This is a genomic window from Vibrio sp. Vb1554 (assembly GCF_033344235.1).
In genome coordinates this window covers 1-1,118 of record NZ_JAWPOJ010000374.1, presented here as the reverse complement: position 1 = coordinate 1,118, position 1,118 = coordinate 1, and the positions used below count along the sequence as shown (strand labels likewise).

The 1,118-nt window shown below is 48.9% G+C and carries 1 protein-coding gene; it reads left to right on the top strand.

From position 1 onward, the window contains the following. On the top strand, window positions 1-1,118 hold a 1,118-nt coding region (secD, locus tag R8N28_RS26395), incomplete at both ends, for a protein translocase subunit SecD (RefSeq protein WP_318183807.1).

Sequence of the window (1,118 nt, the reverse complement as noted above, 5' to 3'; positions counted from 1 at the left end):
CTTTCCGTAGTGAACTTCGTGACGCTAAGATTCGTTACCGTGCAATCCGTCCTTCTGGCAAAGAAGGGGTGGAAGTGCTGCTACGTGACGAAGAGCAACTGGCTGAAGCGAAGCGCACGCTAACGAAGAATCATCCTGACATGAACTTTGTCGAGTCTGATTCGAATGGTCGTTACGCTCTTATCGCCACTTTTACTGAGCAACGTTTGCAAGAGATTCGTAACTACGCTGTAGAACAAAACATCACGATTCTACGTAACCGTGTAAACGAGCTGGGTGTTGCTGAGCCGCTTGTGCAACGTCAAGGCGCTAGCCGCATCGTTGTTGAGCTGCCAGGTGTTCAAGACACTGCTCGTGCGAAAGAAATTCTCGGTGCTACGGCAACCCTTGAATTCCGTGAAGTTGATGATAAAGCTGATTTAGCAGCGGCGGCGAATGGCCGTGCACCTGCGGGTAGTGAAATCAAACAAGATCGCGATGGTCGTCCTGTTGTACTTAAAAAGCGTGTCATCCTAAGCGGCGCTAGCATCACGGATGCAAGTTCTAGTGTGGATGAATACGGTCGCCCTCAAGTTAACATCTCGCTAGACAGCGAGGGTGGTAACAAGATGTCGGCGTTCTCGAAGAAAAACATTGGTAAGTTAATGGCTACCGTGTTTGCTGAGTACAAAGACAGCGGTCGTAAAACGCCTGAAGGCAAAGTTATCCTGACTAAGCACGAAGAAGTGATTAACCAAGCAACGATTCAATCTGCACTTGGCCGTAACTTCCGTATTACAGGTATCGACTCTGCTGCTGAAGCGCACAACCTCGCACTTCTATTACGTGCTGGTGCACTTATCGCGCCGATCTCTATCGTTGAAGAACGTACCATTGGTCCGTCAATGGGTCAGCAAAACATCGACATGGGTATCCAAGCGTGTGTTTGGGGTATGGTAGCTGTAATGCTATTTACTCTGCTTTACTACCGCGGCTTTGGTCTGATTGCCAATATTGCGTTGATGGCTAACTTAGTGTTGATCATTGGTGTGATGTCGATGATTCCAGGGGCAACGATGACGCTGCCAGGTATTGCCGGTATCGTATTGACTGTGGGTATGGCCGTCGATGCTAACGTA